Source organism: Variovorax sp. LG9.2, assembly GCF_035018885.1.
Taxonomy (GTDB): Bacteria; Pseudomonadota; Gammaproteobacteria; order Burkholderiales; family Burkholderiaceae_C; genus Variovorax.
The window spans coordinates 1-2,025 of sequence record NZ_JASJXB010000076.1; the positions used below are offsets into that span (position 1 = coordinate 1).

Consider the following 2,025-nt stretch of genomic DNA (forward strand, 5'->3'; position numbering starts at 1 on the left):
ACATCGGGCACCCTTGAGGGCGCATCTCGTTGCGATGTCATCAACTCGCGCTGCAATGCTCAATGTTCAGCGTCTCCCTAGCAAAGCCAGTCGACGGGTAACATTCCCTCGTGAGGCAACACGCATGATTCGCTGAGGGGCCGCGCGCGGGAACCCTTTCATCCAGCCGTGCCTGAATTTTTCGCTGCACTGACAAGCCTAGAACCATGCAATGACAACCGAATGAAGTCGCTGCTGCAGTGGGTCGTGCGGTGATGCCCGCGAATCAGACCTACGAGCCACCGCCAGCCATGTGACGCTCAGCCCATCTTGCCCATGTCCCGGATGTCGTCCCGAAGGGAAGCGCGATCGCCTTTCGCCAATGGCAGGTTGATGAAAAGCTCGATCCTTCGCCGCAGTGAATAGAGAATCTGAACGGCGCCGTTGGCTGCTGCCTGCGGCTCTTTCAGCGCCGCCGCATCCGGCATCTCCCAAAGCGCTGAATCCGGCTGACCGGGCCACGATGGCTCCTGCCCATGCGTCTCGGCGTCCAACGTGATGATGAATGAGGCCCTGGCCAGGTGGCGGGCCTGGAAATGGGACCAAGCCGCCGGAATCATTGCCGGCGGCGGCATGCTCGCGCCGGCCAGCGCCCCCAAGGCCGCGGGGTGAATTCTGTCCGCTATGTGGCCGGGCCATCCGCACGACACCACTGCAAATCGGTCATCGCCCAGATGCTGAAGACAGGCCTGCGCCAGGACGCTCCGTAGCGAGTTCCGCTTGGAGACAAAAACCACCGTCACTCTATTCACTGCCGTCATGTAAGCTCACAGCTTAGCAAGGCGGCGTGGCGGACCATGACGCTTGACACTTGCCGATCAAGGTGAATCGCCCCGGGCGATTCAGTTGCGCTTAGGACTTGAAGCTGCTCAGCGAGCACTATAGTAGTCCGATGATCTTTATAACCGGCGCATCGGGAAATGTCGGCGCACACGTGGTGCGTGAGTTGAGACGGCGCGGCATCCACTTTCGTATTGGCGAGCGCATGGCGGCTATACGCGCCCTTCCTGACCAAGGACCAACTCAAACAGTGCGTTTTGATTTTCTGGACGCGACAACCTTTACACCGGCCGTGGTAGGTTGCCGTGCCGTGTTTCTGCTTCGACCCCCGCCGATTTCTGACACCCAAAGAACGCTCAATGTGTTCATCGATGCAGCCAGACAGTCAGGCGTGAGCCAGGTGGTGTTTGTCTCGGTGGCAGGCGCCAGCCACAACTCATTGGTACCCCACCACGCAGTTGAGCAGCACCTGCGGGCCGGGCCACCTGGTTGGACCATATTGCAGCCAGGCTTTTTCATGCAAAATTTGGGCGACGCGTATCGCCAGGACATCCGTGACGAAAAGCGTTTGTACGTGCCTGCGGGCAATGCAAGAGTTGCTTTTCTGGACGCCCGGGATCTGGCCGAAGTTGCAGTGATGGCTTTGCTCAGCCCTCTGGCGCACATCGGGAAGACGTATCAACTCACCGGCCCTGATGCCTTAAGTTTTTCTCAAGTCGCTCAAGCGCTAACACGTGAACTCGGTAAATCTATCGATTACCAATCGGCGAGCGTTTTAGGCTACGCCAATCACCTCCACCAGCGCGGTCTGCCACTGGCGCAAATAGCGGTGCAGACCATACTGCATGTGGGATTGCGTTTTGGGCAAGCCCAAGAAGTCGTGGAGGAGCTTGCACGTTTGCTTGAGCGGGCGCCTCGTCGCTTGGCAAACTATGTTCACGACTACCGGGATTTGTGGACATAGGCGTCTCAGAACGTCGACACGCTTTTCAGGGCGTTCGGAACGCCCTACGGTTCCGGTCAAGACCATTCCCATCTCACTGACGGGTTCCGTCGCGTTAACGGAACCGCTCGTCAGAGAGCTGGCCCCGGAAATCTGTACAACCCGGTAAGTGTGGAAACTGCTCCTGAAAGTGAGGAGCTTGCCTGTGAAGATTGGAGTTATGCGCAGCAACCTGGCCGCGCCCTTGCACCTTGGCCTGGGCC

Annotated in this window: 2 protein-coding genes; one reads left to right on the forward strand and one right to left on the reverse strand. The window is 58.8% G+C overall.

Annotated elements, in window-relative coordinates:
* Positions 1–299: 299 nt before the first annotated feature.
* Positions 300–800: a protein tyrosine phosphatase gene (locus QN413_RS26880; RefSeq protein WP_323499616.1), complete on the reverse strand. Its 501-nt coding sequence runs from the start codon at positions 798–800 to the stop codon at positions 300–302.
* Positions 801–931: 131 nt separating this feature from the next.
* Here QN413_RS26880 and QN413_RS26885 point away from each other — a divergent pair, with 131 nt between their 5' ends.
* Positions 932–1,783: an NAD(P)H-binding protein gene (locus tag QN413_RS26885; RefSeq protein ID WP_323499617.1), complete on the forward strand. Its 852-nt coding sequence runs from the start codon at positions 932–934 to the stop codon at positions 1,781–1,783.
* The last annotated feature ends 242 nt before the right edge of the window (positions 1,784–2,025 follow it).